Annotated in this window: 27 protein-coding genes; 20 read left to right on the top strand and 7 right to left on the bottom strand. The window is 65.9% G+C overall.

All coding sequences use genetic code 11. The annotated features are described in order from the left end of the window. The first annotated feature begins 33 nt into the window (after positions 1–33). The 7 genes from MKK62_RS14445 (at position 34) to MKK62_RS14475 (ending at position 7,398) form a co-directional block, all read left to right on the top strand. Positions 34–681 (top strand): TetR/AcrR family transcriptional regulator, encoded by a 648-nt coding sequence (locus MKK62_RS14445; RefSeq protein WP_240260048.1) that lies wholly within the window; start codon positions 34–36, stop codon positions 679–681. 284 nt (positions 682–965) lie between these two features. Next, positions 966–1,340 (top strand): 30S ribosomal protein S12, encoded by a 375-nt coding sequence (rpsL, locus tag MKK62_RS14450; protein WP_007767794.1) that lies wholly within the window; start codon positions 966–968, stop codon positions 1,338–1,340. After that, positions 1,340–1,810 (top strand): 30S ribosomal protein S7, encoded by a 471-nt coding sequence (gene rpsG, locus MKK62_RS14455; RefSeq protein WP_108926244.1) that lies wholly within the window; start codon positions 1,340–1,342, stop codon positions 1,808–1,810. The genes rpsL and rpsG overlap by 1 nt, the downstream gene beginning before the upstream one ends. 81 nt (positions 1,811–1,891) lie before the next feature. After that, on the top strand, positions 1,892–3,997 hold the full coding sequence (gene fusA / locus MKK62_RS14460) for an elongation factor G (protein ID WP_240260046.1): 2,106 nt from the start codon (positions 1,892–1,894) through the stop codon (positions 3,995–3,997). A gap of 168 nt (positions 3,998–4,165) precedes the next feature. Beyond that, the gene (gene tuf, locus MKK62_RS14465; protein WP_067334850.1) at positions 4,166–5,356 is read left to right on the top strand and encodes an elongation factor Tu; all 1,191 of its coding nucleotides are present in this window, start codon (positions 4,166–4,168) and stop codon (positions 5,354–5,356) included. Positions 5,357–5,632: 276 nt separating this feature from the next. Then, positions 5,633–6,493, top strand: coding sequence for an SHOCT domain-containing protein (locus MKK62_RS14470; protein WP_240260035.1), 861 nt, complete (start codon positions 5,633–5,635; stop codon positions 6,491–6,493). A gap of 86 nt (positions 6,494–6,579) precedes the next feature. Then, positions 6,580–7,398: a mycofactocin-coupled SDR family oxidoreductase gene (locus MKK62_RS14475; RefSeq protein ID WP_240260033.1), complete on the top strand. Its 819-nt coding sequence runs from the start codon at positions 6,580–6,582 to the stop codon at positions 7,396–7,398. Here MKK62_RS14475 and rocD read toward each other — a convergent pair. Together rocD and ddaH are read right to left on the bottom strand one after the other, a co-directional pair. Further along, complete coding sequence (rocD, locus tag MKK62_RS14480; RefSeq protein ID WP_240264145.1) at positions 7,395–8,627, bottom strand: ornithine--oxo-acid transaminase; 1,233 nt, start codon at positions 8,625–8,627, stop codon at positions 7,395–7,397. The two genes, MKK62_RS14475 and rocD, sit on opposite strands and share 4 nt — an antisense overlap. 5 nt (positions 8,628–8,632) lie before the next feature. Further along, on the bottom strand, positions 8,633–9,484 hold the full coding sequence (gene ddaH / locus MKK62_RS14485) for a dimethylargininase (protein WP_240260031.1): 852 nt from the start codon (positions 9,482–9,484) through the stop codon (positions 8,633–8,635). Positions 9,485–9,597: 113 nt separating this feature from the next. On the opposite strand from ddaH, the gene MKK62_RS14490 reads away from it, so the two are divergent. Then, positions 9,598–10,050 (top strand): Rv2324 family transcriptional regulator, encoded by a 453-nt coding sequence (locus MKK62_RS14490; protein ID WP_240260023.1) that lies wholly within the window; start codon positions 9,598–9,600, stop codon positions 10,048–10,050. 37 nt (positions 10,051–10,087) lie between these two features. Next, positions 10,088–11,272 carry an NAD(P)/FAD-dependent oxidoreductase gene (locus tag MKK62_RS14495; protein WP_240260021.1) on the top strand — a complete coding sequence of 395 codons (1,185 nt, stop codon included), beginning with the start codon at positions 10,088–10,090 and terminating at the stop codon, positions 11,270–11,272. Here MKK62_RS14495 and MKK62_RS14500 read toward each other — a convergent pair. Beyond that, positions 11,269–11,841 (bottom strand): TetR/AcrR family transcriptional regulator, encoded by a 573-nt coding sequence (locus MKK62_RS14500; protein WP_240260019.1) that lies wholly within the window; start codon positions 11,839–11,841, stop codon positions 11,269–11,271. The two genes, MKK62_RS14495 and MKK62_RS14500, sit on opposite strands and share 4 nt — an antisense overlap. Beyond that, positions 11,838–12,086 (bottom strand): Mpo1-like protein, encoded by a 249-nt coding sequence (locus MKK62_RS14505; RefSeq protein ID WP_240260017.1) that lies wholly within the window; start codon positions 12,084–12,086, stop codon positions 11,838–11,840. Before MKK62_RS14505 ends, MKK62_RS14500 begins: the two co-directional genes overlap by 4 nt. A 178-nt stretch (positions 12,087–12,264) precedes the next feature. Here MKK62_RS14505 and MKK62_RS14510 point away from each other — a divergent pair, with 178 nt between their 5' ends. Further along, complete coding sequence (locus MKK62_RS14510) at positions 12,265–13,062, top strand: alpha/beta fold hydrolase (protein ID WP_240260016.1); 798 nt, start codon at positions 12,265–12,267, stop codon at positions 13,060–13,062. On the opposite strand, the gene MKK62_RS14515 is transcribed toward MKK62_RS14510, so the two are convergent. Then, complete coding sequence (locus MKK62_RS14515; RefSeq protein WP_240260007.1) at positions 13,063–14,103, bottom strand: DUF2332 domain-containing protein; 1,041 nt, start codon at positions 14,101–14,103, stop codon at positions 13,063–13,065. After that, positions 14,100–14,699, bottom strand: a complete 600-nt coding sequence (gene mftR, locus MKK62_RS14520; RefSeq protein ID WP_240264144.1) for a mycofactocin system transcriptional regulator MftR — start codon at positions 14,697–14,699, stop codon at positions 14,100–14,102. The genes MKK62_RS14515 and mftR overlap by 4 nt, the downstream gene beginning before the upstream one ends. Before the next feature lie 101 nt (positions 14,700–14,800). Between mftR and mftA the strand changes: the two genes are divergently transcribed. From mftA to MKK62_RS14570, 10 genes are all read left to right on the top strand, one after another. Continuing rightward, on the top strand, positions 14,801–14,896 hold the full coding sequence (mftA, locus tag MKK62_RS14525; protein ID WP_240260005.1) for a mycofactocin precursor MftA: 96 nt from the start codon (positions 14,801–14,803) through the stop codon (positions 14,894–14,896). A 14-nt stretch (positions 14,897–14,910) separates the two neighbouring features. After that, the gene (gene mftB, locus MKK62_RS14530; protein WP_240259996.1) at positions 14,911–15,216 is read left to right on the top strand and encodes a mycofactocin biosynthesis chaperone MftB; all 306 of its coding nucleotides are present in this window, start codon (positions 14,911–14,913) and stop codon (positions 15,214–15,216) included. Further along, the gene (gene mftC / locus MKK62_RS14535; protein WP_240259988.1) at positions 15,213–16,388 is read left to right on the top strand and encodes a mycofactocin radical SAM maturase; all 1,176 of its coding nucleotides are present in this window, start codon (positions 15,213–15,215) and stop codon (positions 16,386–16,388) included. Before mftB ends, mftC begins: the two co-directional genes overlap by 4 nt. A gap of 2 nt (positions 16,389–16,390) precedes the next feature. Further along, on the top strand, positions 16,391–17,581 hold the full coding sequence (gene mftD / locus MKK62_RS14540) for a pre-mycofactocin synthase MftD (protein WP_240259979.1): 1,191 nt from the start codon (positions 16,391–16,393) through the stop codon (positions 17,579–17,581). Between the two features lie 126 nt (positions 17,582–17,707). Beyond that, entirely contained in the window at positions 17,708–18,451 is a 744-nt protein-coding gene (mftE, locus tag MKK62_RS14545; RefSeq protein ID WP_240259970.1) for a mycofactocin biosynthesis peptidyl-dipeptidase MftE, read from the top strand. Between the two features lie 31 nt (positions 18,452–18,482). Next, positions 18,483–19,895, top strand: a complete 1,413-nt coding sequence (gene mftF / locus MKK62_RS14550) for a mycofactocin biosynthesis glycosyltransferase MftF (protein ID WP_240259961.1) — start codon at positions 18,483–18,485, stop codon at positions 19,893–19,895. Between the two features lie 3 nt (positions 19,896–19,898). Further along, complete coding sequence (gene mftG, locus MKK62_RS14555; protein WP_240264143.1) at positions 19,899–21,344, top strand: mycofactocin dehydrogenase MftG; 1,446 nt, start codon at positions 19,899–19,901, stop codon at positions 21,342–21,344. 66 nt (positions 21,345–21,410) lie between these two features. Then, complete coding sequence (locus MKK62_RS14560) at positions 21,411–22,076, top strand: TetR/AcrR family transcriptional regulator (protein ID WP_240259952.1); 666 nt, start codon at positions 21,411–21,413, stop codon at positions 22,074–22,076. Between the two features lie 218 nt (positions 22,077–22,294). Continuing rightward, entirely contained in the window at positions 22,295–23,887 is a 1,593-nt protein-coding gene (locus tag MKK62_RS14565; protein WP_240264142.1) for a carboxylesterase/lipase family protein, read from the top strand. Continuing rightward, on the top strand, positions 23,884–24,243 hold the full coding sequence (locus MKK62_RS14570; RefSeq protein WP_240259950.1) for a nuclear transport factor 2 family protein: 360 nt from the start codon (positions 23,884–23,886) through the stop codon (positions 24,241–24,243). Before MKK62_RS14565 ends, MKK62_RS14570 begins: the two co-directional genes overlap by 4 nt. Here MKK62_RS14570 and MKK62_RS14575 read toward each other — a convergent pair. Continuing rightward, positions 24,240–24,725 carry a hotdog fold domain-containing protein gene (locus MKK62_RS14575; RefSeq protein WP_240259948.1) on the bottom strand — a complete coding sequence of 162 codons (486 nt, stop codon included), beginning with the start codon at positions 24,723–24,725 and terminating at the stop codon, positions 24,240–24,242. The two genes, MKK62_RS14570 and MKK62_RS14575, sit on opposite strands and share 4 nt — an antisense overlap. Positions 24,726–24,822: the final 97 nt, after the last annotated feature.

Consider the following 24,822-nt stretch of genomic DNA (forward strand, 5'->3'; position numbering starts at 1 on the left):
AACCCTGCTGAACACAACGGAAGGGCGACCACCATGCCAGCTGAGCCGGAGTCATCGGCAGGCCGGTCGGGTGCTGCCTCCAGATCCGGAACGCGCGGCGCCAGGCTCAGCCGCGACATCATCGTCAACGCCGCCTTGACCTTCCTGGATCGCGAGGGCTGGGACGCCCTGACCATCAACGCGTTGGCGACACAGCTCGGAACCAAGGGGCCGTCGCTGTACAACCACGTCGACAGCCTGGAAGACCTGCGCCGTACGGTGCGCATTCGCGTCATCGACGACATCATCAACATGCTGAACCGGGTTGGCGAGGGCCGCGCTCGCGACGATGCGGTGCTGGTCATGGCCAGCGCCTACCGCAGCTACGCCCACCACCACCCAGGCCGGTACTCGGCCTTCACCCGGATGCCGCTGGGCGTCGGCGACGATCCCGAATACACCGCCGCGACCCGGGCCGCCGCCGCGCCGGTGATCGCAGTCCTGTCGTCCTACGGTCTCGACCTCGAGCAGGCGTTCTATGCCGCCCTGGAGTTCTGGTCGGCCATGCACGGTTTCGTGCTGCTGGAGATGACCGGCGTGATGGACGACATCGACACCGACTCGGTGTTCTCCGACATGGTGCTTCGGCTCGCCGCCGGCATGGAGTTACGCAGCGGATCCCGCGCCGGTGAGGGCCGGTAGGGTCACGCGGTACGTTGGTGCATTGGACGCCGACGTCGTCGCTTTGACCTGCCTTACTCGCGGCGGGTATTGTGGAGCTTCGTGCCTGGCGGTTTTAGGCGTTTCACCCTAGGACGCGCACGCCGGGCCAATTCGCATGCCAACTACGCAACGGATTGATCCTGCGGCGGCCGCGTGCGACACACCCGGCCGCGGGGGACTGCGGGCGGGCATAAGAGCAGTACAGAGACTTAGCAGCACCCAGAATCAAGCAGCAATAAAAGAACGAAGTAGGAAGCCGGTAGATGCCAACCATTCAGCAGCTGGTCCGTAAGGGTCGCCGAGACAAGGTCGCCAAGGTCAAGACCGCGGCCCTCAAGGGCAGCCCGCAGCGTCGCGGCGTGTGCACCCGCGTGTACACCACGACCCCGAAGAAGCCGAACTCGGCGCTTCGCAAGGTCGCCCGTGTGAAGCTGACGAGCCAGGTTGAGGTCACCGCCTACATCCCCGGTGAGGGCCACAACCTGCAGGAGCACTCGATGGTGCTGGTGCGTGGTGGTCGTGTGAAGGACCTGCCGGGTGTGCGTTACAAGATCATCCGCGGCTCGCTGGACACCCAGGGTGTCAAGAACCGCAAGCAGGCTCGCAGCCGTTACGGCGCCAAGAAGGAGAAGAGCTAATGCCGCGCAAGGGGCCCGCGCCTAAGCGTCCACTGGTCAACGACCCGGTCTACGGATCGCAACTGGTCACCCAGTTGGTCAACAAAGTTCTGCTGGACGGGAAGAAATCGCTGGCCGAACGCATTGTTTATGGTGCGCTCGAACAAGCTCGCGACAAGACCGGCACTGACCCGGTGATCACGCTGAAGCGCGCAATGGACAACGTCAAGCCCGCCCTCGAGGTGCGCAGCCGCCGTGTGGGTGGTGCCACCTACCAGGTGCCGGTCGAGGTTCGTCCGGAGCGCTCGGTGACGCTGGCCCTGCGTTGGCTGGTCAGCTTCTCCAAGCAGCGTCGCGAGAAGACCATGATCGAGCGCCTGGCAAACGAGATCCTGGATGCCAGCAACGGCCTGGGTGCCGCCGTCAAGCGGCGCGAGGACACCCACAAGATGGCCGAGGCGAACCGCGCCTTCGCGCACTACCGCTGGTAGGAGCCGGTCGGCTCCGAAGGCAGAGCTGCCGGAGCGCTGACAGCGAATCAACCGAGTAATCGAAAGAGTGGGAAGACTTCTGTGGCACAGAAGGACGTGCTGACCGACCTGACCAAGGTCCGCAACATCGGCATCATGGCGCACATCGACGCCGGTAAGACGACGACGACCGAGCGCATCCTCTACTACACCGGTATCAGCTACAAGATCGGTGAGGTGCACGACGGCGCCGCCACCATGGACTGGATGGAGCAGGAACAAGAGCGGGGGATCACCATCACCTCCGCGGCGACCACCTGCTTCTGGAACGACAACCAGATCAACATCATCGACACTCCCGGACACGTCGACTTCACCGTCGAGGTGGAGCGCAGCCTGCGCGTCCTCGACGGCGCGGTGGCCGTGTTCGACGGCAAAGAGGGTGTCGAGCCGCAGTCCGAACAGGTCTGGCGGCAGGCCGACAAGTACGACGTCCCGCGCATCTGCTTCGTCAACAAGATGGACAAGATCGGCGCCGACTTCTACTTCTCGGTGAAGACCATGGAAGACCGGCTGGGCGCCAATGTCATCCCGATCCAGCTGCCCGTCGGCTCGGAGGGTGACTTCGAAGGCGTCGTCGACCTGGTCGAGATGAAGGCCAAAGTGTGGCGCGGCGAGACCAAGCTCGGTGAGACCTACGAGACCATCGACATCCCGGCCGAACTGCAGGACAAGGCTGACGAATACCGCAGCAAGCTGCTCGAGTCGGTCGCCGAGACCGACGAGGCGCTGCTGGAGAAATACCTCGGCGGCGAGGAGCTCTCGATCGACGAGATCAAGGGCGCGCTGCGCAAGCTGACCATCAGCTCCGAGGCCTACCTGGTGCTGTGCGGTAGCGCGTTCAAGAATAAGGGTGTGCAGCCGATGCTGGACGCCGTGATCGACTACCTTCCCTCGCCGCTGGACGTGCCGCCTGCCGAAGGCCACGTACCGGGCAAGGAAGACGAGCTGATCACCCGCAACCCGTCGACCGACGAGCCGTTCTCGGCGCTGGCGTTCAAGGTTGCCACTCACCCGTTCTTCGGCAAGCTGACCTACGTCCGGGTGTACTCGGGCAAGGTCGACTCCGGCAGCCAGGTGATCAACGCCACCAAGGGCAAGAAGGAGCGGCTGGGCAAGCTGTTCCAGATGCACTCCAACAAGGAGAACCCGGTGGAGACGGCATCGGCCGGCCACATCTACGCCGTGATCGGTCTGAAGGACACCACCACCGGTGACACCTTGAGCGACCCCAACGACCAGATCGTGCTGGAGTCGATGACCTTCCCGGACCCGGTCATCGAGGTCGCCATCGAGCCCAAGACCAAGAGCGACCAGGAGAAGCTGAGCCTCTCGATCCAGAAGCTCGCCGAAGAGGACCCGACCTTCAAGGTTCACCTGGACCAGGAGACCGGCCAGACCGTCATCGGCGGGATGGGCGAGCTGCACCTGGACATCCTGGTCGACCGCATGCGTCGTGAGTTCAAGGTCGAGGCGAACGTCGGTAAGCCGCAGGTGGCCTACAAGGAGACCATTCGCCGGCCGGCGCAGAACGTGGAGTTCACCCACAAGAAGCAGACGGGTGGCTCGGGCCAGTTCGCGAAGGTCATCATCAACCTCGAACCCTTCGAGGGCGAGGACGGCGCGACCTACGAATTCGAGAACAAGGTCACCGGTGGTCGCATCCCGCGTGAGTACATCCCGTCGGTGGACGCCGGTGCCCAGGACGCCATGCAGTACGGCGTGCTGGCCGGCTACCCGCTGGTGAACCTAAAGGTGACCCTGCTCGACGGTGCCTACCACGACGTCGACTCGTCGGAAATGGCATTCAAGATCGCTGGTTCCCAGGTGCTGAAAAAGGCTGCGCAGCAAGCACAGCCGGTCATCCTGGAGCCGATCATGGCTGTCGAGGTCACCACGCCCGAGGACTACATGGGTGACGTGATCGGCGACCTGAACTCCCGCCGTGGCCAGATCCAGGCCATGGAGGAACGCAGCGGCGCACGTGTGGTCAGGGCCCACGTGCCGCTGTCGGAGATGTTCGGCTACGTCGGCGACCTTCGGTCGAAGACTCAAGGCCGGGCGAACTACTCCATGGTCTTCGACTCCTACGCCGAAGTTCCGGCGAACGTGTCGAAGGAGATCATCGCGAAGGCGACGGGCGAGTGAGCCGCAAGGTTCACGAGGCCGGCGTCCGAGCAATGGGACGTAGCGAAGGCGACGGGCGAGTGAGCGCAGCGCAGTCGACGGAGTAATCTTGCCCGGTCACGACCGCGGCACAACCGAAATAACAACACTGCTTTTAACAAGCACCAACTAGTCCAGGAGGACACAGAAGTGGCGAAGGCGAAGTTCGAGCGGACGAAGCCGCACGTCAACATCGGGACCATTGGTCACGTTGACCACGGCAAGACCACGTTGACCGCGGCTATCACCAAGGTTCTGCATGACAAGTACCCGGCACTCAACGAGTCGCGCGCGTTCGACCAGATCGACAACGCACCCGAAGAGCGTCAGCGCGGTATCACGATCAACATCTCCCACGTGGAGTACCAGACCGAGAAGCGTCACTACGCACACGTCGACGCCCCGGGTCACGCCGACTACATCAAGAACATGATCACCGGTGCCGCCCAGATGGACGGCGCGATCCTGGTGGTCGCCGCCACCGACGGCCCGATGCCGCAGACCCGCGAGCACGTGCTGCTGGCCCGTCAGGTCGGCGTGCCCTACATCTTGGTGGCGCTGAACAAGGCCGACATGGTCGACGACGAGGAGCTGCTGGAGCTCGTCGAGCTCGAGGTCCGCGAGTTGCTGGCCGCCCAGGAGTTCGACGAGGACGCCCCGGTCATCAAGGTATCGGCACTCAAGGCCCTCGAGGGTGACGAGAAGTGGGTCAAGTCCGTCGAGGAACTGATGGACGCCGTCGACGAGTCGATTCCCGACCCGGTTCGCGAGACCGAGCTGCCGTTCCTGATGCCCGTCGAGGACGTGTTCACCATCACCGGTCGTGGCACCGTGGTGACCGGCCGTGTCGAGCGCGGCGTGATCAACGTCAACGAAGAGGTCGAGATCGTCGGCATCAAGCCGGCCAGCACCAAGACCACGGTCACCGGTGTGGAAATGTTCCGCAAGCTGCTGGACCAGGGCCAGGCTGGCGACAACGTCGGTCTGCTGCTGCGTGGAATCAAGCGTGAGGACGTCGAGCGCGGTCAGGTTGTGACCAAGCCCGGCACCACCACCCCGCACACCGACTTCGAGGGCCAGGTCTACATCCTGTCCAAGGACGAGGGTGGCCGGCACACGCCGTTCTTCAACAACTACCGTCCGCAGTTCTACTTCCGCACCACCGACGTGACCGGTGTGGTGACGCTGCCGGAGGGCACCGAGATGGTGATGCCCGGTGACAACACCGAGATCTCGGTCAAGCTGATCCAGCCCGTCGCCATGGACGACGGCCTGCGGTTCGCGATCCGTGAAGGTGGCCGCACCGTCGGCGCCGGCCGGGTCACCAAGATCATCAAGTAACTTCCTCGACGACGTGGGGCGTAGCCCCGCGCAGGAGGCGAAGAAGTTCGACTCAGTGATCGCCTGAAGACGGCGCCCACCCCGCAAGGGTGGGCGCCGTTTTTGCATCGGGGCGTCCATTCGGAATTCATTAAGGCCTGTCGGGGAGTCTCATAGCTGTCGGGCCGCGGGGCGGCTGCTTTACAGCCGCCGTTCTGCGTCCGAGCGGGTTATGCTTCGCTTCGCCGAGCGATGCGTTGTCCCGCGTTATCGATCCTGCTGACCCCTGGAGCAACCATGCTTGCGCGTTACTTGAAGGCCCAACTCATCGTCCTCGTCTGCGGTGGTTTGGTGGGCCCCATCTTCCTCATCACCTATTTCGTGCTGCCCGGCCTGATGGGTGATCAGTTCAGTTCCGTCGACTCCTCCATCGGCACCACGATTCAGCAGAGCACGTCGTGGTTGCTGTGGGTGGGTGTGCTCATCACCGTCATCGACGTGTTCGTGGCGTTGTGGCTGGCCAACCGCGGCGCCCAATCGTCGGCGAAGATGGCGGCGCTGCGACAGACCGGTGTGCTGGCCACGGCGCAGATCCAGGGCATGGGCGAAACCGGCCTCCGAATCAACGAACACCCGGTGGTGAACCTTGACCTGCGGATCACCGGCCCCGGAGTCGATTTCACCGATCGCAAGCGGGTGACCGTCGACTTCACCAAGCAGGCGATCGTGACCGCGCGCAAACTCGTCGTGCTGGTCGACCCGAACACGCGTGAATACGAAATCGACTGGCAGGCAAGCGCGTTGGTGGCCGGAGTGGTGCCCATGCAGATCACCAGCTCCGAGGACCACAAGACCTACGACCTGACCGGTCAGGCCGGCCCGCTGATGGAGATCCTGCAGATCTATAAGGCCAGCAACCTACCGATGTCCGGCACCGTCGACATCCGCAACTACCCGGCCGTCCGACAGCAGATCATGGCGGTGGTCCGACGTGCGGCCGAGGCGCAGCCGGTGCCCGCAGCCGCCGGAGGAGCCGCCGCGCCTGCTCAGCCGTCGGCCGGGCAGCGGCTCGAAGAGCTGGAGAAGCTGCACGCCAGCGGCGCCATCTCCGAGGCGGAATACGCCGCGGCGCGGCAGAAGATCATCGCCGAGCTCTGATCGGCTCGGCACCCCCCCTTACCCGCGATTAGAACGCGTTTCAGTTTCGCTGCTAGCCTGATCGGCAGTCGGCGAAAGGGGCTGTCGTGTCGGGAGCACTCGAGGGACGGGTGGCGTTTATCACCGGAGCGGCGCGCGGCCAGGGCCGCGCGCATGCGGCGCGACTCGCGCGCGAGGGCGCCGATGTCATCGCCCTCGACATCTGCGCGCCGGTGTCCGACACCATCAGCTACCCCGCTGCGACGCCTGAAGACTTGGCCGAGACGGTCCGCGTCGTCGAGGCCGAAGGCCGCAAGATTCTGGCCCGCCAGGTCGATACCCGTGACGACACCGCGCTGCGCCGGCTGGTGGCCGACGGCGTCGAGGAATTCGGCCGCCTCGACATCTTGATCGCCAACGCGGGCGTGCTCAGCTGGGGACGGGTGTGGGAACTCTCCGACGAACAGTGGGACAGCGTCATCAGCGTGAACCTGACGGGCACCTTCCAGACCGTGCGCGCGGTGGTGCCCGCGATGATCGAGGCGGGTAACGGTGGGGCGATCGTAGTGGTCAGCTCGTCGGCCGGCCTGAAGGCGACTCCGGGTAACGGTCACTATTCCGCGTCCAAATACGGCTTGACCGGCCTGACCAACTCGTTGGCAATCGAATTGGGAGAGTACGGGATTCGGGTCAACTCCATCCATCCCTACTCGGTGGAGACGCCGATGATCGAGCCCGAGTTGATGATGGAGGTCTTTGGCAAGCACCCGCACTTCATCCACAGCTTCGGACCGATGCCGCTGCAGCCGAACGGTTTCATGGGTGCCGCCGAAGTGTCCGACGTGGTGGCATGGCTCGTCAGCGACGGTTCGGGCACGCTGACCGGAGCCCAGATCCCGGTCGACAAAGGCGTGCTGAAGTACTAGGCCGCCAGGTCGGCCAGCGTCTCGGCCAATTGCTCGATGGCCCAGTCGATTTCCGCCTCTGTGATCACCAGTGGCGGCGCGACGCGGATGGTCGACCCGTGGGTGTCCTTGACCAGGATGCCGCGTTCGGCCAGGCGGAGACTGATCGTCTTGCCGCTGCCCAGCGCCGGGTCGATGTCGACGCCGGCCCAAAGCCCGCGTCCGCGCACGGCAATGACCCCGTGGCCGATCAGCGCGCGCAGCCGCCCGTGCAGTCGCTTTCCCAACCTTGCCGCGCGCTCCTGGAACTCGCCGCGCGCCAGCATCGACACCACCGTGCTGCCGATCGCCGCGGCCAACGGATTGCCGCCGAACGTCGACCCGTGCTCGCCGGGATGTAACACCGCGAGGATGTCGCTGTCGGCGACCACCGCCGACAGCGGCACCACGCCGCCGCCCAACGCCTTACCGAGCAGGTAGACGTCGGGCACCACCCCCCAGTGGTCGCAGGCAAAAGTCCGACCGGTCCGAGCCAGGCCGGACTGGATCTCGTCGGCGATCATGAGAACGTCACGTGCTGAGCAGATTTCACGCACGTTCGGCAGGTAGTGCGGTGGGGGCACTACCACGCCGGCCTCACCCTGGATGGGCTCGAGCAGGACGGCGACGGTGTGCTCGTCGATCGCCTCGGTCAGGGCGTCCGCATCCCCGAACGGCACCGATCGAAAGCCGGGGGTGAATGGTCCGAAGCCCGCGCGCGCCACGGGGTCTGACGAGAAGCTGACGATGCTGATGGTCCGGCCGTGAAAGTTGTTGTCGGCGACCACGATATTGGCCTTGTCGATGGGTACGCCCTTGACGTCGGTGCCCCATTTGCGTGCCACCTTCAGCGCGCTTTCGACCGCTTCGGCGCCGCTGTTCATCGGCAACACCATCTCCTTGTCGCACAAGCTCGCCAACGCCGCGCAGAACCGACCCAGTGCTTCGGCGTGGAAGGCGCGACTGACCAGTGTGACGGTGTCCAACTGGGCGTGCGCAGTCGCGGTGATCTCGGGATTGCGGTGCCCGAAGTTCACCGCCGAGTATGCGGCCAGGCAGTCCAGGAACCGGCGTCCTTCGACGTCGGTGATCCAACACCCCTCGGCGCTGGCGGCCACCACCGGCAGCGGTGAGTAGTTGTGCGCGCATGCGCGCTCGTCCAGCGCAATGGCGCTCTCAGTCAGAGTGCCGCTTCCGGCGAAGGTGTCCATCGTCGTCACGAGTAGACCTCCAGCGTGCAGCACTTGACGGACCCACCGCCCTTGAGCAACTCGGGCATTTCGACGCCGATGGACTCGAAACCGGCCTCTGTCAGTTGCCGCGCGAAACCGACGGCGGCGGCCGGATGCACGACGTGCCGGCCGTCGGACACGGCGTTCAGGCCGAAGGCGTAGGCGTCGGCGGTGTCGACCTTGATCGAGTCGGGGAAGAGGGTTTCGAGGTGCGCCCGCGAGACGTAGCTGAAGGCTGGCGGGTAGTAGGCAATGGTGGTGTCGTCGAGCACGGTCAGTGCGGTGTCGAGGTGATAGAAGCGCGGGTCGACCAATTCGAGGCTGATCACGCGCCGGTTGAAGATTCCCGCTATTTCACCATGTGCCCGCAAGTCGGTTCGAAATCCATAGCCGGCCAGGATGTCGTCGCCCACCGGCAGCAGGTCACCTTGTCCTTCGTTCACGTGACGAGTCTGATGTGGTTCGTAGCCGTGCGCCGACAGCCAAGCGGCGTAGGCCTCTGACTCCTGTTTGCGCTCAGCGTATTTGAAGCGTGCGACCACAGCGGTGCCGTCAATGATCAGACCGCCGTTAGCGGCATACACCATGTCCGGCAGGCCGGGCACCGGCTCGACCACGTCGACATGGTGTCCCAGTTGCCGATACACGTCGCGCAGACGCTGCCACTGAGTCAACGCGACGGACGCGTCGACCGGAGTGGTGATATCCATCCATGGGTTGATGGCGTACTCGACCGCGAAGAATCGCGGCGGGGTCATCACATAGTGCCGGACCGTGGCAGTGCGGTCGGTGACGTGACGCCTGGCTTGGGTTCCGGAATCCGCGAAGGTCGTCATGTCTCAACGGTAGGGGAGACCTGTACGCAACGCATTGATGTTCATTGCGTATGTACCAGCTATTTATTGCGCAAAGTGCGATAATTCAAATATCTGTTGTGCCTGGAGGGGTGATGGACCGATTGGACGACCTCGATGAGCAGATTCTGGCCGAACTAGCTCAGCACGCCCGCGCGACATTCGCCGAAATCGGCGAGCGGGTGAAGTTGTCGGCCCCCGCGGTCAAACGGCGCGTCGACCGGATGCTCGACAGCGGGGTGATCCGCGGATTCACCACCGTGATCGATCGCAACGCCGTCGGCTGGAAGACCGAAGCCTACGTCCAGGTCTTCTGCCACGGCCGCATCTCTCCGAGCCAGCTGCGCCGCGCCTGGGTCGACATTCCCGAAGTCGCAAGTGCTGCAACGGTAACCGGTCCTTCCGACGCGCTCCTGCGGGTGCTGGCGCGCGACATGCCGCATTTGGAGGATGCGCTCGAGCGCATCCGCACCAGTGCGGATATCGAACGCAGCGAAAGCATCGTCGTGTTGTCCAATTTGATCGACCGGTCGCGCGCACAGGGGTGAGCAACCGCGGGTCACCGCAATCGTGTATGAACTCCAAATGACCACTAGCGCAGGCGGCAACGGAATCCTGATCGTCGGTGGAGGACTCGCCGCGACCCGTACCGCCGAGCAATTGCGCCGAGCGGAGTTCGCCGGGCCGATCACCATTGTCAGCGACGAAGTCCATCTGCCCTACGACCGCCCCCCGCTGTCCAAAGAGGTGTTGCGCAGCGAAGTCGACGACGTGACGCTCAAGCCGCGCGAGTTCTACGACGAGAAGAACATCACCCTGCGGCTGGGGTCGGCCGCCACCGGCGTCGACACCGGGGCGCAGACCGTCACACTCGACGACGGATCGACGCTCGGCTACGACGAACTGGTGATCGCGACGGGTTTGGTGCCACGGCGCATCCCGAGCTTTCCGGACCTCGACGGGATTCGGGTGCTGCGTTCCTTCGACGAAAGTCTGGCCCTGCGCCAGCACGCGTCCAAAGCGCAGCGAGCCGTGGTGGTCGGCGCCGGATTCATCGGCTGTGAGGTCGCGGCCAGTTTGCGCGGGTTGGGGGTCGACGTCGTGCTGGTCGAGCCGCAGCCCGCGCCCCTGGCGGCCGTTCTCGGCGAGCAGATCGGCGGGCTGGTGGCGCGGCTGCACCGCGACGAGGGCGTCGACGTCCGCACCGGGGTCGGAGTGGCCGAGGTGCGCGGCGACTCTCACGTCGAGAGCGTGCACCTGACCGACGGCACTGAGGTGACCGCCGACCTGGTGGTGGTGGGCATCGGCTCGCGCCCGGCGACCGACTGGCTGGAGGGCAGCGGTATCGAGGTCGACAACGGAGTCATCTGTGATGCCGCCGGACGAACCAGCGCACCCAACGTGTGGGCCCTCGGCGATGTCGCCTCCTGGCGCGACACCAAGGGACACCAAGTGCGGGTGGAACATTGGAGCAACGTCGCCGAACAGGCCCGTGCCGTGGTGCCGGCAATGCTCGGCCAGGACGCCCCGGCGGCCGTGGTCGTCCCGTACTTCTGGAGCGATCAGTACGACGTCAAGATCCAGTGCCTGGGTGAGCCGGTCGCCACGGATACCGTTCACATCGTGGAGGACGACGGCCGCAAATTCCTGGCCTACTACGAACGCGACGGTGCGGTGGCCGGCGTCGTCGGCGGTGGAATGCCCGGCAAGGTCATGAAGGCGCGTGGCAAAATCGCGGCGGCAGCGCCGATCTCGGAGCTTCTGGGTTAATACAGGAACCGTTCGAGGGCTACCCGTAACTCGGGAAGCGCTGTCGAGGACTGGTATTCGATCAATGCGGCCTCGGCGACCATGCCGATCCACAGCTGCGCGCTCTCGTACGGGTGTGGGCGTTTCAGGGCAACGAAGTCGGCCTTGCACAGCTCGGCGCCGGCGTGGTTGCGGCGAGCGATTTCATCGGTAACCGCTGGTTCCGCGCGAGCCTCCAAAAGCAGAGCGCGTACGCCGCGGTCGCGGAGGCAGCCGTCGAGGTAGGTCGTGGCGACGACGGTGAGGCGACGTCCTCCCGGAGCCATGCCGTCGATGGCGGACTGAACTTGGTCGGTCAGCCGATCGTGGAATTCCCGGTGCAGCGCAAGAAGGTAGGAAGCGCGGTCGCCGAAGTGGTGAAAAAAGGTGCCCTTCGCAACGCCGGCCTCCTGCACGATGAGATTGACGCTCAAGCCTGCCAGCCCGGTCCGCTCAGCCAGTTCCAGGCCCGCGTCGACGAGCGCTTCTCGGGTTCTGGCCATCGCCTCCTTGCGGGCGCCCGTGGGGACGGCGGATGACGTCGAGGTCATGTCGGCACTCTAACCGCGGCCCGGCGAGCGGCCTTGCGCTGACCGCGTCGCGCGAGCAGTTCGCCGTACTGCTCGCACACGTCAATGACCCCGGTGAGCTGGTAGGTGATCCATCCCCGGTGCGTCGAGGGCAGGTTGTGCTCGAAGAAGTAGTGTCCGGCGATCTGCAACATCCAGCCCCCGAGAAACATCGACCATCCGACGCGCGGCTTGGCCACCAGTAACGGAATGCCGGCGGCAATCACCGGAGTGCCCGACCATGTGCGCGAATCGTGTTGCCGGACGGGTGTGTTGGGTTCGGTAGTAGGCCATTTTCGCCGCGAACGGCGCGTCGGCAGGGGGAGCGGGCATCGGTACTCCTTGAGACGGCATGCCGTCGATGGTAGCTTTGACCGACCGGTCGGTCAATGAAAGGAAACGGTCATGGTCAGCATGGTTCACACACGAGCGGGGCAGGTTGCCTACAGCGACGTCGGCGAGGGACCGGTCGTGGTCTTGCTGCACGCCACGTTGCACGACCGCCACGACTTTGACGCGATCGTGCCGGTCCTGACGCGCGAGCATCGCGTGATCACGCTCGACTGGCCCGGCCACGGCGATTCGCCGGCCCCGAATCGGCAACCAAGTGCCGCACTATTCGCCGACGTGCTGGTCGACGTCGTCGCCGAGCTCGACCTGCCGCCTGCGGCGTTCGTCGGCAACTCGGTCGGCGGCTTCGCTGCGGCGCGGCTGGCGATCACCGACCCGCAACGGGTCTCCCGACTCATCCTGGTGAATACGGGTGGCTTCGTCGCCAACCCGGTCGTCGGCTCGTTCTGCCGCCTGCTCGGGACACCCTCGGTGATGAAGCGAGTACTGCCGCGCTCCATCCGCAGCTACATGAAGGCGACCAGTGATAACGACCTCGCTATACAGGAACGTGCGCTCGCCCGTGCCCGAACTCCCGAGGGCGTCGCCCTTGCGGCCGCGTTGTGGCGCAGTTTCGCTGCGCCCGAACACAATTTGCGACGGCTCGCCGACCGGATCACTGCGCCGTGCCTGATTATCTGGGGTTCACAAGACACCGTGGCCCTGATGCCCTTTGGTCGCGCCACCGCGGCGGCCATCCCGGGCGCGCAATTCGAGGTGTTGCCGACCGGTCATGTGGTGTTCTCCTCGGACCCGGCCGGGTTCCTGGCCCTCGCCCTACCATTTCTGGCCGCCAGCAACAGCGTTCAGTGACTACTCCCATACGACCGGCGGGCCGTGCGGCGAGCAGGTTGCCAGCAGCCGCTCGTCCCGGTCAGGCCAGCAGCGCGCGCGGACCACGAACTCGACATCGGCTTGCGGGGCGCGTCGATGCGGTTCCAGCGTCAGGTGCGCAAACGGCGATGCAGGTGTGGCTTGTGCACCCAGCGCATCGATGTGAGCGCTTATCGTCGACTGCTCGGGCAGCGAAAGATATTGCCACATAATCGAATGCCATAGGACGGTGAGTGTGCCGTCGGCCAGGCCCAGCCCTTCCACCGCCTCAGTTGCGTTGCGGCGGTGCAGGGTGGCCGGCACCTGACGGGCCACGCTGATCGCGCCGCGCAACCGGTCCAGCCGAGCCTGCTGGTCGGGCCAGACGTAGCTGAGCAGTGTCATCTCACCCGCAGCGGTGGTGGCGTCTAGCGGCGCGATGTCGTAGCCATGACGCTCGACGATGGTCAGGTCGGCGGCCGGTGGCAGCACGCCGTGCCAGGCGTCTTCGATGGTCACCGGTGCATCGGCCGGGCCCCAGCTGCCGGCCGGATAACTGTAGTGGTAGTGGTCGGCCCGCAGGTTCAGTCCCGCGCTGCAGCCGATCTCGAAAAGCCTTACCGGTAACCCGAATCGGTCCGACAACGTCAACAGGCCACCGATCAGCGCCGCCGAGCGACCGACTTCGTTGGTCTGCGGAGGCTGCTCGAGAGCGGCCCGCAGATAGTCGGCGTGCTTCGCCGCCGCAGCCACGATATCGGGCCAGGCGGCCTCGGCTTCCCACTTCCCGCCGACACTGGGATACCAGCGTCGCAAACCCGGCTCGCTCGCGTCGAGCGCAAGCCGATGCAGTCCGCCCAGCAGCCGCAGGGGCAAAGCCATGCGGGCAGAGTCGTTTTCGTGCCCGGCGAAGATCCGCGCGAAGACGCCGCCGGCCTCGACGTCGGCTCCGATTCGCGGCAGCAACTCGCCGTACATTGCCGATCCCATCCCGGCGCAGACCTGCCCTTGCATCTCGATGGTCTGCAGCAATCGGCTCATGCCTCTAGATTTTTCAGTCCCGCACGGACCACGTCAAAGGCGTCGCTCAAAGCTTGCGGTAACGAGACCGATTCGTCATCGAGCCAGTGCTCGTAGGCGCTCAGAGCGACGCCGAGCATCATCCAGGCAACGGTTTGCGGTCGCAGATCGTTGGTCTGAGCGCCGGTCCGTTGGGCGACAAAGGACGCGATCACGTCACGCCATCCCGCATACATGGTCATCGAATACGCCTGCAGCTCAGCGGTTTGCAAGATCACACGCATCCGCTGTCGGTGCCGGGCGGTCTCGGAGTCGTCGAAGGTGTTGAACGACAGCAGCGCGGCCTCCAGCGCGTCACCGAGCGCCATGTCCACGTCGACATCGGCCAGCAGCCGGCTCAGGTGTTGCAGATGAGCGTCGAAGTCGCCCCACGGAATCGCGTTCTTCGACGCGTAGTACCGAAATACGCTGCGTCGCGCGATCCCTGCAGCCAGCGCGATGTCGTCGACACTGACCTCGGAGAAGCCGCGGCTGACGAACATCTCGATCGCGACGTCGGAGATGTGTTCTCGCGTGGTGGTCCGACGGCGCCCGAGCCGCGGCCGCTGCTGGGCCATGGTCCCGCCCTTCCATTTCGGCACTCGATGCCATATTCTGACTGAGATTTTGACCACATCCACGCAACTTGTCGAATCCGACCCCGAAGAAAGGCATGGTCATGGAGCCAACGCAGCAGGCCGACACCGAGACCGAACTCGTCACCGAGACGCTGGTCGAAGAAGTGTCCATCGACGGGATGTGCGGGGTCTACTGACTGTGAGCGCCCCCATGACGGGGCTGGGCGGGCGAGTCGAGTTCGACATCGATCAGCCATGGCGGCTGCATTCGCAGGTCGCCGTGCGCCCCGAATCGTTCGGTGCGTTGTTGTACCACTTCGGAACTCGCAAGCTGTCGTTCCTGAAGAACCGCACCATCCTGACGGTGGTGCAGTCGCTGGCTGATCACCCTGACGTTCGCGCCGCGCTACGGGCGGCCGGCGTCGAGGAGTCTCAAAGGGATCCCTACGTGCACGCGCTCGGCGTGCTGGCCGGTTCACAGATGTTGGTCCCGGCGGAGGAGGAGGGGCGCAAATGACATCCACAGTGCCACGGCTCATCGAGCAGTTCGAACAAGGCTTGGACGCACCCATCTGCCTGACCTGGGAGCTGACCTACGCCTGCAACCTGGCCTGCGTGCACTGCCTGTCGTCGTCGGGCAAGCGCGATCCGCGTGAGCTGTCCACGCAGGAGTGCAAGGACATCATCGACGAGCTGGAACGCATGCAAGTGTTCTACGTCAACATCGGTGGTGGGGAACCGACTGTGCGGCCGGACTTTTGGGAGCTCGTCGACTATGCGACGGCTCATCACGTCGGAGTGAAGTTCTCCACCAACGGCGTGCGTATCACTCCCGAGGTTGCCGCCCGGCTGGCCGCCAGCGACTATGTCGACGTTCAGATCTCCCTCGATGGCGCCACTGCCGAGATCAACGACGCGGTCCGCGGACCCGGTTCGTTCGCGATGGCCATTCGTGCGCTGGAAAACCTGGCCGCGGCCGGTTTCAAGGACGCCAAGATCTCGGTCGTGGTAACCCGGCACAACGTCGACCAGCTCGACGACTTCGCCGCGCTGGCAAGCCGATACGGCGCCACGCTGCGGATCACCCGGCTGCGCCCCTCGGGCCGCGGCGCCGACGTCTGGGACGAACTGCATCCGACCGGCGACCAACAGGTCCAGCTGTACGACTGGCTCGTCGCCAAGGGAGAGCGAGTGCTCACCGGCGACTCGTTCTTCCACTTGTCCGGTTTGGGCGAACCGGGCGCGCTGGCCGGGCTGAACATGTGCGGCGCCGGCCGGGTGGTCTGCCTGATCGACCCAGTCGGCGACGTCTACGCTTGCCCGTTCGCCATCCACGACCGCTTTCTGGCCGGAAACGTGCTGTCCGACGGCGGGTTTGACCGAGTCTGGAAAGACGCTCCGCTGTTTCGCGAATTGCGCGAGCCGCAATCGGCCGGGGCCTGTGGCAGCTGCGGGCACTACGACAGCTGTCGCGGTGGATGCATGGCGGCTAAGTTCTTCACCGGGCTCCCGCTCGACGGCCCCGACCCGGAATGCGTCCAGGGCTACGGCGTGCCGGCACTGGCGCAGGAGCGCGACAAGCCGCGCCCAGCCGGCGACCACTCGCACAGCGGTCGGCGCAAGAGCGGCCCTGTCCCGCTGACGTTGAGCATGCCGCCGCAGCGACTCTGCAACGAGAGCCCGGTTTAGTCGTGGCCCGTGACGTCTGGTTCGAAACCGTCGCCATCGCCCAGCAGCGCGCGAAGAAACGGTTGCCGAAGTCGTCGTACTCCGCGCTGGTCGCCGCGAGCGAAAAAGGGCTGACCGTTTCCGACAACGTCGAGGCGTTCGGCGAGCTGGGCTTCGCCCCGCACGTGGTCGGCGCGCTCGAGAAGCGTGACTTGTCTACAACCGTTATGGGACAAGAGATTTCGCTGCCGGTCATCATTTCACCGACCGGCGTTCAGGCCGTCGACCCGGACGGCGAGGTGGCCGTTGCGCGAGCCGCCGCGGCACGCGGGACCGCGATGGGCCTGTCGTCGTTCGCCAGTAAGCCGATCGAGGACGTGATTGCGGCCAACCCGAAGTTGTTCTTCCAGGTCTACTGGTCGGGCGGGCGTGACGTGATCGCGGCCCGCGTCGAGCGTGCTCGGCAGGCCGGGGCGGTCGGGTTGATCGTCACCACGGACTGGTCGTTCTCTCACGGTCGCGACTGGGGCAGTCCCAAGATCCCCGAGCAGATGAACCTGAGGACAATGCTGCGGATGTCGCCGGAGGTCATCACGCGGCCGGGCTGGTTGTGGCGATTCGGCAAGACGCTGCGTCCGCCGGACCTCCGGGTGCCCAACCTGGCACCGCGCGGGGAAGCCGGGCCGCCGTTCTTCGCCGCGTACGGCGAGTGGATGACGACGCCGCCGCCGACTTGGGCGGACATCGCGTGGCTGCGCGAACTCTGGGGCGGACCGTTCATGCTCAAGGGCGTGATGCGCATCGACGACGCGAAACGGGCTGTGGATGCTGGTGTTTCGGCGATTTCGGTGTCGAATCACGGCGGCAACAACCTCGACGGTACGCCGGCGTCAATTCGCGCTCTGCCCGCCGTCGCCGACGCGGTCGGCGACCAGGTCGAGGTTTTGCTGGACGGCGGTATCCGGCGGGGCAGCGACGTCGTCAAGGCCTTGGCGCTCGGGGCCCGTGCGGTGATGATCGGACGGGCCTACCTGTGGGGTCTCGCCGCCGCCGGGCAACCGGGCGTGGAGAACGTGCTCGACATCATGCACGGCGGAATCAACTCCGCGCTGATGGGTCTTGGCCGCGCGTCGGTGCACGACCTCAACCGCGACGACGTCCTGGTGCCGGACGGCTTCACCCGGGAACTCGGCGCGAACGCCGCCGGAGCGTAACCGCGGGCCCACGAGACCAGCGGGTATGTTGATACTCACGGGGCTGACGAGGCGACGCGGACCGGTTTTAGTGAACGGCCGGCCGAAAAAACTTATTCTATAGCGCCAACAACCAATGCACTGCAGGTGAATTCGTCTTACCATCACCGGGTGGTAGTCCAGCCCGACCTCGGGGGCTCTACATCGAGCCAACTGCAGAGCATGCCAATAGGGCTGGCTATCCCCGTCGGTTCTACCGAGCAGCACGGCCCGCACCTGCCGTTGGACACCGACACCCGAATCGCCGCGGCCGTCGCCGGAGCGCTCACAGCAAACCTGTCCGATGATCCGGACCTGACCTGGCTGTCCGCCCCGGCGATCGCCTACGGCGCCAGCGGCGAGCATCAGAGTTTTTCCGGGACGATCTCGATCGGCACCGACGCCTTGACGGCGCTGCTCGTCGAGTACGGCAGGTCGGCGACCTGCTGGGCGCAGCGGCTGGTATTCGTCAACGGTCATGGCGGCAACATCGCTGCGCTGGGACAGGCCGTCGGACTTTTGCGCCGCGAGGGACGCGACGTCGCATGGTGCCCGTGCGCAGTCGTCGGCGGCGATGCCCACGCCGGGCACTCCGAAACTTCAGTATTGCTGCATATTTCGCCCGCCGAGGTTCGCACCGACCGACTGCGCCCCGGCAACAACGCTCCGCTGTCACAGTTGCTCCCGTCGATGCGCACCGGGGGAGTGGCCGCCGTCAGTGAAGTCGGCGTGCTGGGCGACCCGACCACCGCGACCGCCGCCGACGGTGAGCGGATGCTCGCCGAGATGGTCGACGATTGTCTGCGCCGAATCGAGCGGTGGGCGCCTGCCGCCGACGGGATGCTCACGTGACCCCCTGGGCCGGCTGGCGGGGGCGGCATCGATGACACAGGCGCGTTTGCCGGACGGGTTCGCTGTGCAAGTCGACCGCCGGGTCAGGGTGCTTGGCCAGGGGTCGGCTCTGCTGGGCGGATCGCCCACCCGGATCCTGCGGCTGGCGCCCGCCGCACAGGACATGCTGGCCGACGGCCGGCTCAAGGTGCGTGACGCGCTGAGCGCCGAGTTGGCCCGCACGCTACTCGACGCGACCGTAGCCCATCCGCGCCCGGCGGGCGGTCCGTCACACCGTGATGTGACCGTGGTTATTCCGGTGCGGGACAATGCATCTGGGCTGAGACGGGTGGTGGCCGCGTTGCGCGGCCTGCGGATCGTCATCGTGGACGACGGCTCCTCGACGCCGGTCCGGCACGAAGATTTCGCCGCCGGGCACCCTGACCTCGAAATCCTGCGGCACGCGCAGAGCAGGGGTCCCGCCGCGGCCCGCAATACCGGGTTGGCGGCCTGCACGACGGACTTCGTCGCGTTCCTCGACTCCGACGTCGTCCCACGCCGCGGCTGGCTCGAGGCGCTGCTCGGGCACTTCTGCGATCCGACCGTCGCGCTGGTCGCCCCGCGAATCGTTGGACTCGCTCAGACCGACCATCTGGTCGGCCGCTACGAGGCGGTGCGTTCGTCACTGGATCTCGGCCAGCGCGAAGCACCGGTGATTCCCTACACCAGGGTTTCCTATGTGCCGAGCGCCGCAATCATCTGTCGCACCTCGGCTTTGCGGGATATCAGTGGGTTCGACGAGACGCTGCGGTCAGGTGAAGACGTCGACCTGTGCTGGCGGCTCGTCGAGGCCGGTGCCCGACTGCGGTACGAGCCGATCGCCCAAGTGGCGCACGATCATCGGACCGAATTGCGGGATTGGGTTGCGCGCAAAGCGTTTTACGGAGGGTCGGCGGCGCCGCTGTCGGTCCGGCACCCGGACAAGATCGCGCCGCTGATGATCTCCGGCTGGGCGTTGAGCGCCTGGATCTTGATGGCGCTCGGCTCCAGCTTCGGCTACCTGGCGTCACTCTTCGTTGCCGGGCTCACCGGTCGCCGAGTCGCGAAGAGCATGCAGGGTACCGAGACCCAGATGTGGGACGTCGTGACGGTGGCCGCCCGCAGCCTGTGGTCGGCGGCCCTGCAGCTGGCATCGGCGATCTGCCGGCATTACTGGCCGGTCGCCCTGCTCGCTGCGATGCTGTTCCGCTCGTGTCGCCGGATCGTCGTGGTCGCGGCGATCGTCGACGGGGTGGTGGATTGGGCCAACCGCCGGCAGGCCGCCGACGACGATGCCCGTCCGATCGGGTTGCTCACGTACCTGGTGCTCAAGCGGATCGACGATCTCGCTTATGGGCTGGGCCTGTGGTACGGCGTGGTGCGGGAACGCAACGTCGGTCCACTCAAGCCGCAGATCCGGGTCTGAGTCCTGACCGTAGCGGCGCTGCACAGCGATGTGCTGATCATTGGGGCAGGAAGCGCTGGATCTGTTGTCGCGAACCGGCTTTCGCTGGATCCCAACCGCTCGGTGACGGTGCTGGAAGCGGGCCCAGGTCTCGACGACCCCAGATTGCGGGCCGAAACCGGTAACGGGCTTCGATTGCCGATCGGCGCGGCCAGCCCGCTGGTTCAGCGCTACCAGACCACGCTCACCGATCACCCTGCCCGTCAGATGGCGATCATGCGCGGCACCGTCGTCGGTGGATCAGGCGCCGTCAACGGCGGATACTTCTGCCGCGGTCTGCGCGCTGACTTCGACGGCTTTGGCTTGCCAGGCTGGGGCTGGTCGGACGTCGTCGAGCATTTCCGGGCAATCGAGACCGACCTGGACTTCCATGGTCCGGCCCACGGCGACAAAGGCCCGATCCTGGTGCGCCGCACCCGTGAATTAACCGGCAGCACAGCAGTTTTCGTTGAGGCGGCTGGTAAGCATGGTTTCGATTGGCTGCCCGATCTCAACGACGTAGGTCAGGCCGACGCGCTGCCGGCCGGTGTCGGGGCGGTCCCGCTCAACATCGTCGACGGTATGCGGATCGGGCCCGGGGCCGCCTATCTGCTGCCCGCACTGGGCCGCGCCAACCTGACGCTGCTGACCCGGACCCGGGCGCTTCGCCTGCGCATCGCCGACGGACGAGCCCGCGGCGTGGACGCCGTCGGTCCGCGGGGTCAAATCTCGGTCACCGCCGAGCACGTCGTGCTGTGCGCGGGGGCGATCGAGTCGGCACATCTGCTCATGCTTTCCGGCGTGGGTGAGGAGGCGATGTTGCGCGCCGTGGGGGTGGACGTGATCGCCCCGCTGCCGGTCGGCGTGGGCTGCAGCGACCACCCGGAATTGGTGCTGCCGACCACGTGGGCGGTCGAAGCCGGACGGCCGGTGCTCGAGGTGGTGCTGAGCACCCCGGACGGGGTCGAGATCCGACCGTATACCGGCGGCTTCGTGGCCATGGTCGGCGACGGAACACCGGGGCATCCGGATTGGCCCCACCTCGGGGTGGCGCTGATGCGGCCACTTGCCCGCGGACGAGTCGTGCTGGTATCGGCCGACCCGACGGTGCCGCCGGTCGTCGAGCACCACTACGACAGCGAACCGGCAGACCTCGCGGCGCTGGCGGACGGTTGCCAACTGGCCCACGAAATCGCCAGTGCGACAACCGAAATCGGTGATCCGGTGTGGTCGACGTCGCAGCACCTGTGTGGGAGCGCCCCCATGGGCCACGCCGGGGATCCAGCCGCGGTTGTCGACCACCGGTGCCGAGTGCACGGGATCGACGGGCTGTGGGTGATCGACGGGTCGGTTCTGCCGGCAATCCCCAGTCGCGGCCCGCACGCCACCATCGCGATGCTGGGCCATCGGGCCGCAGAGTTTGTCGGTTGAGTCGCGGGAGGGTTGCTGTCGCCGGCGTAGACGTTTGCGTACGCTGTCTAGGGCGGACACGAGGAGGTGGTCCACATCGCGGACAAGACCGATCCGCGCCCGGCACGCTCTCGGGCCCGGTTGCTGGAGGCCGCCACCGCACTGCTTCGTGCCGGGGGTCCCAGCGCGGTGACCGTCGACGCGGTGACCCGTGGCGCCAACGTCGCCCGTGCCACCCTGTACCGCCACTTCCCGAGCGGAAACGATTTGCTGGCAGCGGCTTTCAGCGGGTTGATACCGCCGGCGCCGATGCCGTCCGACGACGGCACCCTGCGCGACCGGCTGATCGCCGTGGTCCTGGCCTTCGGACAGTCGATTGCCGAGAGCTCGGGCATGGTGATGGCGATGAGCTGGCTGGCGCTGGGACGTGACCTGGAGCAGCTGCCCGAGTCGCGGCGGACTCCGACGTCCGACAGTTCCGCGATCAGCACCTTGCGTGAACGCATCGCCCAGCAATACGCAGCGCCGTTCGATGCGATCTTCAACAGCCCCGATGCCGAGGAGTTGGGCGACATCGATCGAACCCGGGCGATTGCGCTCCTGATTGGCCCGGCTGTGCTGGGCCGGTTGTCCACTCTGCCCAACTTCGACTACCGCGAATGCGCCGAAGCCGCCGTCGACGGGTTCCTACATGTGCAACGCGAGCAGAACAAGGCCGTAACGAACCAGCAGGCGCTCGGGAGCGCCGACTGACGTCGTCGAGATCGGCTCGAGGTCTGGGGATTTCAGCCGCGACAGCGGTACCCGAGACGCATGACGTGCCGGAGCCACCTGCCGCTCCTTTTTGACACGTGTCATACAGGATCTCGGTGATCGTTGATTAGCCGGTGACCGCTCTCCAGTAATCCGTAGGCTGTCGTATCGTGTCCATCCTTTCGCCTGGTCGCCGTCGAGCGTGGGCCGTCGTCTTGATGACGGCCCTGCTTGTGGTGGCATGCGGACAGGACGCCGTCGTCAAGCCCCATAAGGCGGAACCGGCCTACGCCGGCCCGCTGGATGCCGGCGTCGTGCGCACCGCGATGGGATCGGTCCGCGGCCAGGTGGCCGCGGATTACCGCCTGTTCCAAGCCATTCCGTATGCGGAGCCACCGCTGGGGCCGCTGCGGTGGCAATTGCCGCGACCCGCCGCGCGCTGGTCGGGCATGTTGGACGCAACCAAGGCCGGGCCGCAGTGCATGCAGGACACCGGTCTCAAACCTGGAGTGGGCAAGCCGACCAGCGAAAACTGCCTGACGCTCAACGTCTGGACGCCGCCGCGTGCGCAGCACGGCGAGAAACGTCCGGTGATGGTGTGGATCCACGGGGGAGGCTTCGTCAACGGCAGCGGCGACATCTACCACTCACGCTGGCTGGCGGCCAAGGGACACATCGTCGTCGTCACGGTCAACTACCGGCTGGGCGCCCTGGGTTTCCTGGCCCATCCATCGCTCGGCCCAGCCGGCACCGTCGGCAACTACGGCCTCGCCGACCAGCAGGCCGCCCTGCGATGGGTCCGCGACAATATCGCCGCATTCGGCGGTGACCCGAAGAAAGTCACGATTGCCGGCGAATCGGCGGGCGGCATGTCGGTGTGCGACCACCTGATTGCGCCCGGGTCGGCTGGACTGTTCCGGGCGGCCATCATCCAGAGTGCCCCGTGCCAGGCGCAGGCGGAGCTGGCTTTCGGGCAACGGCAGAGCACCGATTACGCGGTCGCGGCCGGCTGCCGCAATCCAGCCACCACCGCGCGGTGCCTGCGGGCCCTGCCTGCCACCAAACTCGAGCGTCCACCCTGGTACTACTTCTTGGGAGATTCCGATGCGCTGTCCGGCCCGGTGACCGGAACCGCGACGCTGCCGGACAATCCGATGACGGCGTTCGCCGCCGACCGGGCCGCGCGCGTTCCGGTGCTGATCGGCGTCAACCACGACGAGTTCACCTTGTTCGCGGCGCTACGGGCCTCGAAGCTGCATCGGGGAGTGAGCCCCGCTGAATACCCACGCGTGCTCACCGACATCTTCGGCGACGACGGCGCCCAAGTGCTGGCGCACTATTCGCCCGACCATTACGGCGGCGACGTGTCGCTGGCGTACTCGGCCGCGGCCACCGACGGCGTATTTGCCTGTACCGCAGACAGATTCGCCGACTCGCTGAGCCGCAACGCACCGGTCTACTCGTACGAGTTCGACGATCCGCACGCGCCCGAGCCCGATTTCATGCGGCACGCCCCGTTCCCGGTGGGCGCAAGCCACTCGCTGGAGTTGCGGTACCTGTTCAGCATGGGTGGCGCGCCGTCACTTGATCGCGCGCAGCAGATTCTGTCCGACCAGATGATGAGCTACTGGAGTCACTTCGTCACCGATGGCGCGCCCAAGGCCGCAGGTCTGCCCGACTGGCCGGCGCAAAACGCTGATCCCGAGCACAACTACTGGATGTCGTTGCGGCCCGGTGGTAGCCAGCTCGACACCGATTTCGAGACGGAACACCAGTGTCCGTTCTGGGCCACCCTGAAGGGCAGACAGTGAGTACGCCCGACCCGATCACTTTCGCCGAGGACTGGGCCGCTGCCTGGAACCGTCGCGATGTGGAAGCTGTGCTCGCGCACTTCCACGACGACGTCGTGTTCACCTCGCCCGTCGCGGCAAACGTCGTTCCCGGGTCGGCGGGAGTCGTGACGGGCAAAGCCTCGCTCCGCGAATATTGGTGCGCCGCACTGGAAGCCGTTCCCGACGTGCACTTCGACGTGGTCGGCGCATACGCCGGGGTGTCGACATTGGTGATCAACTACCGCAACCAAAGGGGCGGTCTGGTCAACGAGGTGCTCGAGTTCGACGGCGGTCTGGTGCGCCGCGGCCACGGGACATATCTAGCCCAGCCCTAGCCGGCCGGCGTCACCCAGGTGGTGATGTCGGCATGAACGACCTCTTCGCCCCCGCGGTCGGTGATGCTGACCGGCACGACGACGTCCCAGCCTTTTTGCCCATCTGGCAGCTGCCCGAAAGCCGGCGGATCCAGCTCGGCCCGGGCCAGCAGCGACGTGGTGGCCTTACCGAGGTACTGGACGTTCATCGCCTTCGGTATCCACCGATGGCTCGGCGGGATGGTGGCCTCCATCAGCATTCCCATCGCGATCTCGGCGGCGTTGCATGACGCGATCGCGTGCACCGTGTGGAGGTGGTTGTAGACGAAGAACCACTTCGGTACCCGCACCTCGGCCAGGCCCGGCTCCATTCGCACCACGTGGGGGAGCACCGAAGCGAAGTAGGGGGCCCGCGCCATCGCTCCTATCGAGAACAACCGGCTCCCGCCCGGCTTGCTCGCCAGCGTCTTCCACGCCCTGTAGGTCGGCGTCATGGTCGTCATGCCGTCGAATCGTAGGACTGGGGCGCTCGTGACGGCGTCTTCCTACATCCTCGTCGGCATCAGTGCAGGTCGAGCCGCTAATTGCGACGTCTCGCAC

The sequence above is a fragment of the Mycobacterium paraterrae genome (genome assembly GCF_022430545.2).
GTDB classification, from domain to species: domain Bacteria; phylum Actinomycetota; class Actinomycetes; order Mycobacteriales; family Mycobacteriaceae; genus Mycobacterium; species Mycobacterium paraterrae.

Excerpts from the sequence above, each read along its gene's own strand:
- MKK62_RS14445 (WP_240260048.1), top strand. The coding sequence starts at position 34 with ATGCCAGCTGAGCCGGAGTCATCGGCAGGCCGGTCGGGTGCTGCCTCC.
- rpsL (WP_007767794.1), top strand. The coding sequence starts at position 966 with ATGCCAACCATTCAGCAGCTGGTCCGTAAGGGTCGCCGAGACAAGGTC.
- rpsG (WP_108926244.1), top strand. The coding sequence starts at position 1,340 with ATGCCGCGCAAGGGGCCCGCGCCTAAGCGTCCACTGGTCAACGACCCG.
- MKK62_RS14470 (WP_240260035.1), top strand. The coding sequence starts at position 5,633 with ATGCTTGCGCGTTACTTGAAGGCCCAACTCATCGTCCTCGTCTGCGGT.
- rocD (WP_240264145.1), bottom strand. The coding sequence starts at position 8,627 with ATGGACACCTTCGCCGGAAGCGGCACTCTGACTGAGAGCGCCATTGCG.
- ddaH (WP_240260031.1), bottom strand. The coding sequence starts at position 9,484 with ATGACGACCTTCGCGGATTCCGGAACCCAAGCCAGGCGTCACGTCACC.
- MKK62_RS14490 (WP_240260023.1), top strand. The coding sequence starts at position 9,598 with ATGGACCGATTGGACGACCTCGATGAGCAGATTCTGGCCGAACTAGCT.
- MKK62_RS14495 (WP_240260021.1), top strand. The coding sequence starts at position 10,088 with ATGACCACTAGCGCAGGCGGCAACGGAATCCTGATCGTCGGTGGAGGA.
- MKK62_RS14500 (WP_240260019.1), bottom strand. The coding sequence starts at position 11,841 with ATGACCTCGACGTCATCCGCCGTCCCCACGGGCGCCCGCAAGGAGGCG.
- MKK62_RS14510 (WP_240260016.1), top strand. The coding sequence starts at position 12,265 with ATGGTCAGCATGGTTCACACACGAGCGGGGCAGGTTGCCTACAGCGAC.
- MKK62_RS14515 (WP_240260007.1), bottom strand. The coding sequence starts at position 14,103 with ATGAGCCGATTGCTGCAGACCATCGAGATGCAAGGGCAGGTCTGCGCC.
- mftR (WP_240264144.1), bottom strand. The coding sequence starts at position 14,699 with ATGGCCCAGCAGCGGCCGCGGCTCGGGCGCCGTCGGACCACCACGCGA.
- mftA (WP_240260005.1), top strand. The coding sequence starts at position 14,801 with ATGGAGCCAACGCAGCAGGCCGACACCGAGACCGAACTCGTCACCGAG.
- mftB (WP_240259996.1), top strand. The coding sequence starts at position 14,911 with ATGACGGGGCTGGGCGGGCGAGTCGAGTTCGACATCGATCAGCCATGG.
- mftC (WP_240259988.1), top strand. The coding sequence starts at position 15,213 with ATGACATCCACAGTGCCACGGCTCATCGAGCAGTTCGAACAAGGCTTG.
- mftF (WP_240259961.1), top strand. The coding sequence starts at position 18,483 with ATGACACAGGCGCGTTTGCCGGACGGGTTCGCTGTGCAAGTCGACCGC.
- MKK62_RS14565 (WP_240264142.1), top strand. The coding sequence starts at position 22,295 with ATGACGGCCCTGCTTGTGGTGGCATGCGGACAGGACGCCGTCGTCAAG.
- MKK62_RS14575 (WP_240259948.1), bottom strand. The coding sequence starts at position 24,725 with ATGACGACCATGACGCCGACCTACAGGGCGTGGAAGACGCTGGCGAGC.